This is a genomic window from Mycobacterium sp. OTB74 (assembly GCF_029892685.1).
Taxonomy (GTDB): Bacteria; Actinomycetota; Actinomycetes; order Mycobacteriales; family Mycobacteriaceae; genus Mycobacterium.
In genome coordinates this window covers 1-6,834 of the sequence record NZ_JARXVD010000043.1, presented here as the reverse complement: position 1 = coordinate 6,834, position 6,834 = coordinate 1, and the positions used below count along the sequence as shown (strand labels likewise).

Below are 6,834 nucleotides of genomic sequence, written 5' to 3'. Positions count from 1 at the left end.
CAGATCCAGGTACAGCGAGCGCACGTCATATTCGGTGATGTTCACAATGGCCCTATCTCGCACAACAGCATGATCGGCGCTGAGTCTAAACTTGCAGCGCCGTCAATTTTCTGCGTTTTCCAGAATCTGACTTCAGTTTAGCCAACTCGCTTGCGACGGGCGTCGTCTTCCACCAGACGCGCAGCCCTCGCGACGCTGTCAGCGTGTCTTGGGTCCGGCCATCGGCGAATTTGCCGATCGGGCGCTGGCCCAGGGCTAGGCAGGAGGCGGAGCGGTTGGTGAACTCCGCCGGCCGAGCCGGGCTTTCAAGGACAGCGCCGGCTTCTCAACCAGGAACCAGCTCAGCGCGGCGAGCGGTAGGGTGGCGGCGGTCGCGATGATTGCGAACACGACTGGATTCAAGAAGGCAAGCCCGCTGACGACCAGCAACTGCTGTAGCGGGAATGCATATATATAGACGCCGTACGACAAATCCGTGCCAAACCTCAACCGCTTGTTCCGGAGTAGGGCGCCTGAAACGATGATGGCGTACGCCAACGGTATGGCGCCAATCACGCGGTAATTCGGCAGCATGCTCGCCGCCATAACAATGACCACGCTCACTGCGACCAACGACCATCGAGCGGGAATCACGTCGCGGAACCGATATAGCAGCGCCCCGGTCAGAAACATGAGCCCGAATCTCGCCGCCATTCCGCTCATCACGATTTGCTGGGCAGTAGCGTCGAGCTGTACATGCGCACCGGGTGGTGCGTCGATCAGGCGGCTATAGGGCGGCAGGATCGCCGACCAGTACACCACTAACACCAACAGCACCGGGATGACCCACCGGCGACGCAGCAGGCCGGCAATGCCGAGGCCCGCGATCGCGACATAACATAGCGCTTCCCAAAACAGGGTCCAAAGTGACCCATTCCATTCTCCGAGCCACGGGATGCCGCTGGGTGTTCCGGCAATGTCGTGCTTGAGCAGCTGCACCGCGCTGTTTCCCAGGATGTACTCGTACGGCGCGCGCGACAGCAGCAGCTTGGCAGCCGAACCACCCTGGATCAGCACGGCAATTGGGGCGATAACGATCGCGGTGACAATCAGACATGTCCACAGTCCCGGAAGGAGGCGCAGGCCTCGAGCCAAGAAGTAGTCACGAGTCCGTCGTTGCCTGAACCAACTCCAGGTGATGAGAAATCCGGAGATCGCGAAAAACCCGTCCACCCATCCGTCTTCAATCAGCTGATGAACCGGCTCGTAAGAGATTCTGCGGCCCGTCAACGGCCAGGCATGACAAAAGATCACACCGGTCGCCAGTATCAACCGCCACGCGTTCAGCGCGTTGTTCTTCGGGTCGAATACCTCTCCGAGCGTGCGCTTTCTGCGCCCGACGTCTTCTTTATCTTCGTTGTCACCAACGAGTTCCAGATTTGCGCTCATCGATCAGCAGACACTCCTGAGGTGGACGAAACTCTCCACGAGATCCGTTGCGGCGGCAACGCTTTCAGCGGGTGTCGTCATGTGGTTCGCGAACTCGCGCGCCCGCGTGCGGTATTGCGGGGAGAGCACCTTGCTCAAGTCCGCGACCAATGACTTCTCGGTAGTCCTGGAAAAACGCCGCCCAGTGCCCACCTTCAACCGTTTGAGCTGAGTAGTGCGCAACGCCTGATCGGGGAGTGTCCACAGGCCCACTTGCGGGACTCCCGCCCTCAGGCACGCGGCAATGGTGCCGGCGCCGCTGTGGTGTACGACCGCGCGACAGCGAGGGAAAATCTCCGCAAAGTTCACCAATCCCACCACCTTGACGTGGTCGGGATAGGAGATCGCGCTGAAGTCAGTAGAGCCGGCGCCCACCACCGCGCGCTCGCCCAGCCGCTCAGTGACGGCGCTGATCATGGCAATCGTGTCGGCCGGGGAGCCGACCGGTACGCTGCCGAAGCCAAAGAAAATCGGCGGTTTCCCCCTCGCGATCCACGATGCGACCTCGTCGTCGGAATCCGTCGGCGACTCGAGTGTCAGCGTGCCGACAAAGGGCCGTCGGCCACCGAATTTTGCCCATTCGGCAGCCAGCCCGGGCACGACCACATCGTCGTACGCCTGGATTTCCAGGGAACCGCGTTCGACGATCCGTTGCGGCCAAGGCGTTGTCGCCTGCGGGAGACCGAGCTCACGGCGCTGGTCGTCCTCAACCTGTTTCACATGGCCACTCCACGCCATCCGCTCCCAGGCTTTCAACACGGCGCGGCCCACCGGCGGCGGCAGGAGAGGCAGCACCCTCCCGTTAGCCCGCATCGGGAAAAAATCCAACGTAACCAGGGGGATCTCGTAATATTCCGCGACGTTGGCCGCGAACTGCTCGAAACCGTTGCCCGCGATGATCAGGTCGGCGCCTTCCACTGCCGACGCCAGAGTCGAGAACGCCTCCTGCGTCCAGCACTGGGTGACGATCTCCCCGATCCTGTCCCCCAGCCGTTCCAGCTCTTTCGGCTTCCAGGCGGATTGAAAGAAACATGTCCAGTAATCGCGCTGCGCATCCATCATGACCTGCGAGTCCGTCCCCCAGGCAATCGCAGTGAGCCCGGCCGCCTCGGCGAAGCCGACCACGTTCGGCGGCACCACGATGCTGACCTCATGCCCCCGACGCAGCAACTCGCGGCCGACGACGATGCTGGGCTCCACATCGCCGCGCACGCCATGGCATGCCAGCACTATTTTCATCGAGTCCTAGCCTCTCGGGCTCATGCGCGTGCGCACGGTCAGCAACAGCGGTCAGTATTGCGTATTTATTGACGACTGCGTAAGAGTTTGGTTATCTGCTTCGAGTTCAACGTTCATCGAACCGGTCCCACGCCCGGCCTTCACAGGGCTCCTCCGACGTGGCTTGTTGGCGACACCACTCAGAGACGAAACTCAAGCATGAGGGCCGCGGTCGCGGAGAGAGACTGACAGAGTTGTACCAACGAAGCAGTTCGTCGCGGCCATTTAGGGGCAAGGCCTACGGGTTGTCGCCTAAACTCCGGCCCGTGTTTGCCATCGAGCCGTTGCGCCACGTCACAGTCCGGCGTCGCGTGAACAGGGCACTACGCAAAGAGGGCCCCGCCCCTCGGGTCGTGGTGGTCTCGAACGTGAGCACATTTGGCGGCGGCGGCGTAGTCGACTTCCGGGACACACTGTTCGCGATCCGGACAAAGCGGCCGGACCTAGATGTCGTCGCCGTGCTCCCGCTAGAGGGAGACGTCGCCCAGCGGTGCGCCGATGACGGCATCCAAACGCAGATCGCCTGGACACCATGGTGGGCTTTTGGCAAATGGGGGCGCATCACACGCATCGACCTCCACGTGCTGATCGGGTGGCTTCCCTACACCGCGATTCTCCTGCCTGGCATTGTGCAGGCATTGGTGTCCTTCATTCGGCAGCGTCCGGCGATGGTCCTCACCAACACCATGACAATTCCGTCCCATGCGATCGCCGCCAAGATCCTCGGGATTCCACACCACTGGATCGTTCGTGAATTCGGCAGAGACGACCATCAACTCTGGTTCCTGTTCGGCTACCGCAGAACCGTGCGACTGGTCGGCTGGCTGTCGGAGTCAGTGATCTGCAATTCACACGCAGTCGCGCAAGCCATGCTCGCACTGGACCCGACAATGAACACACACGTGATCTACCCCGTGGTCGACACAGCATTTGGCACACCACCGGAGCGCCATCCCGGTGAGCGCATGCGCACCGTCCTTGTCGGCTATTTCTCTGCCGCCAAGGGACAACAGCTGGCAATCGAGGCTATCGCCATCGCCCGTAAAGCCGGCGTCGACATCGAGTTGACACTGGTAGGTGCCGGCAGTCAGACGCCATTTCGCAACCTCGCCCGCCAACTGGGAGTCGACGACCTGGTGACCATTGATGGACCAACCCGCGACGTCGCACGCTACTGGGCCGCCGCCCATGTCGGTCTGATGTGCAGCCAATGCGAGGCGTTCGGCCGCGTGACTGTCGAGGCAATGCGGGCCGGGCTGCCGGTATGCGGGACGGACTCAGGTGGCACCCCAGAAATCATCGATCCCGGCGTCACGGGTCTATTGAGCCCGGTGGGAGACGCGGCTGCACTCGCCGCCAACCTCATGACGCTTGAATCTGACGAGGACCTGCGTCGCCGCCTCGCCCGTAGCGCGTTGGAATCAGCGCGGCACTTCCAGCGTGACCGCCACGACGACGAGCTCGTCACGATCCTCGGTCTGTGTTGAAACACCTTCTGCCACATGGGTATAGACATTTATCGAGTCCCGCTGCATCGATGTGGGATACCAGCCCGCATCCCCCAGACCTGGCCAGTTTTCGGCCACCACACCGAGGAGTTCAACTGTGCCTAACGGCGAAATGACTGGGCGCGAAGCTGAGCGCATCGAGTGGGACGTCATCGTCATCGGTGCCGGCATGGGCGGTGGCATGCTCGGCCAGCGGCTGGCGCGCGCAGGCCGCCGGGTGCTGTTCGTCGAGAAGGGCCGTTCAACTTTGCCCGGGACACCGGGGACGATTCGCTCGGCAATGCCCGAAATCGCCGAGCCGCGGTCCTCCCGGTCGAAAAAGACCCATTACGAAACCCTGGCCCGTGCTGGACGCAGCACTGATGAAATCACCGACATCAGCGGCCGTTTCCCGCGGCGGTTCGTGCCGTTTATCGGCGCGGGTCCAGGCGGATCATCGGCCCTCTACGGCATGGTTTGCGAACGATTCTTCGTCGATGACTTCACTCCCCGACAGCACTTTGCCGACCCCGGCGAATCCACAACGCCGGAGTCCTGGCCGATCTCCTACGAGCAGCTGGCGCCCTGGTACACGGAGGCCGAGAAGCTGCTGGGAGTTCGCGGCCAGCCGGATCCCCTGCGGCCGGAGGCGGCCGGTGTCAATCGGCCTGCCGCACCGCCCTTTTCGGCCGACAACCAGCCGCTGGTCAACTATCTGTCAGGGCGCGGGCTGCATCCCTATCACCTGCCGATGGCTTGTGACTACACCGACGACTGCTTGACCTGTCAGGCCTTCCTCTGCGCCAAGGGATGCAAGAACGACGGCGGACGTGCCGGTGTGCTGCCTGCCGTTACCGAGTATGGCGCTCAGCTGCTGGACGAGTGCCGGGTCTTACGGCTCGAGTCCAACGACACCCGAGTCGAACGGGTGATCTGTCAGCGTCGCTCCGACATGCTCTCGCTCAAAGCCAAAGTGGTGGTGCTGGCCGCCGGCGCGCTGGCCACCCCCGTACTGTTACTCAATTCCCGATCCGGCGATTGGCCGGGCGGACTGGCCAACAGCTCAGACATGGTGGGCCGCAACCTGATGCGCCACGTAATGGACTGGATCGAGATCTGGCCGCAACGCGGCAGCAGAATCACCGCCGAAAACAAGGAGATCGGACTCAACGACTTCTATTTCGTTGACGGCCAGAAATGCGGCACGGTGCAGTCCGCCGGTTCGATGGCCTCGCTGGCGCCGCTCGACACGATGATGAACCAGCCCACCTTTGTGTCGAAGGCACTGCGCCTGGCAAGCCCGGTCGCTCGACCGGTCTACAACCAATTCATTAACGGCGGTCTGGTGCTTGTCGCGATGATGGAAGACCTGCCATATCGGGACAACCGCGTCCTGCCCAGCGACCGGCCCAGCGTCGACGGTCGCCAGCGGCTGCGCCTCCAATACCGCTTGCACCCGAACGAGATTGGCCGCCGCGAGGTGTTTTTGCGTGCACTCAAAGACGTGTTGCAGCCCTTCCGCACCCTTACCCTGCGCACCGGTGCAGACAACGCAACCCTGGGCCATGTCTGCGGCACAGTCCGCTTCGGTACCGATCCAGCGACCAGCGTGCTGAACGCACAGAACCGCGCACACGACGTGGAAAACCTCTACGTCGCGGACGCTTCGTTCTTCCCGTCCAGCACCGGCCTCAACCCGAGCCTGACCATCGCGGCCAATGCCCTACGGGTGGCCGAACACATCAACGAGGCACACTTCGCCAACTGAGCCGTGGCCGACCCAGGCACAATCAGGCGCTCTACTCAAGAACCGTCTACCGCTGATTTCCAGCGGTAGACGGTTCTGAGTATCGAGATCAGATTGACGAACTCGGGCCGAGCCACGTCAGGCCGGCTGGCGAACCGAAAGGCCGGCGGCACGATAGATCGCGTCGATGACGGTCATATTCTCGACCGCTTCCGCCGCTGTCGTCTTCACCGGTTCTCCGCGCAGCACCGCCGCGGCGAACGCATCCAGCTGATACGCGTAGGTGGTCCGTGACGGAAAGCGCTCCACCCGCTTTCCATCGGCAGACCGGACGATGAACCACTGGAAGGGATTCAGCGGATGGAGCCGCAGTTCACCGCGGTCACCAATCACCTTGCCGCTGAACCGCGGCCGATCGGTCGACCACATCGAGCAGTGGACCCGGCCCGTGTGCCCGCCGGCAAACCGCAACTCGGCCGTCATCACCCGGTCCACCTCAGGACCTTTCAGTTTCGCGTGTGCCGAAACAACTTCCGGGGTCGAACCGCCAAACGTGCGAACCAAGTCGACGGCGTAGCACCCCAGATCCATCAGAGCGCCACCGCCAAGGCGGTAGTCGTAGCGGATGTCGGAAGACTTCGGCATCCAAAAGCAATTGACCACCTCGACGTGCTCCAGCTTGCCAAGTTCGCCTGAAGCAATGACCTGGCGAACACGTTCAATGCCAGGGTGATACTGGTAGTGGAGTCCCTCGATCACCACCCGGCCGGACTTGGCGGCCAGTTCGGCGATCTCGCGGGCCTCGGCGGCATTGGCCATGAACGGCTTCTCACACAGCACGTGCTTGCCGGCCTC

The 6,834-nt window shown here is 62.4% G+C and carries 5 protein-coding genes; 2 read left to right on the top strand and 3 right to left on the bottom strand.

The annotated features are described in order from the left end of the window. Positions 1-255: 255 nt before the first annotated feature. Both M2432_RS27705 and M2432_RS27700 read right to left on the bottom strand, forming a co-directional pair. Positions 256-1,428, bottom strand: coding sequence for an acyltransferase (locus M2432_RS27705; protein ID WP_280830059.1), 1,173 nt, complete (start codon positions 1,426-1,428; stop codon positions 256-258). A 3-nt stretch (positions 1,429-1,431) separates the two neighbouring features. Continuing rightward, positions 1,432-2,706, bottom strand: a complete 1,275-nt coding sequence (locus tag M2432_RS27700; RefSeq protein ID WP_280830058.1) for a glycosyltransferase — start codon at positions 2,704-2,706, stop codon at positions 1,432-1,434. Positions 2,707-3,011: 305 nt separating this feature from the next. On the opposite strand from M2432_RS27700, the gene M2432_RS27695 reads away from it, so the two are divergent. Continuing rightward, on the top strand, positions 3,012-4,232 hold the full coding sequence (locus M2432_RS27695) for a glycosyltransferase family 4 protein (RefSeq protein WP_280830057.1): 1,221 nt from the start codon (positions 3,012-3,014) through the stop codon (positions 4,230-4,232). Between the two features lie 118 nt (positions 4,233-4,350). Continuing rightward, positions 4,351-6,000 carry a GMC family oxidoreductase gene (locus tag M2432_RS27690; RefSeq protein ID WP_280830056.1) on the top strand — a complete coding sequence of 550 codons (1,650 nt, stop codon included), beginning with the start codon at positions 4,351-4,353 and terminating at the stop codon, positions 5,998-6,000. Positions 6,001-6,117: 117 nt separating this feature from the next. Here M2432_RS27690 and M2432_RS27685 read toward each other — a convergent pair. Then, the coding region (locus tag M2432_RS27685) for a Gfo/Idh/MocA family oxidoreductase (protein ID WP_280830055.1) at positions 6,118-6,834 on the bottom strand (717 nt) is incomplete at its 5' end.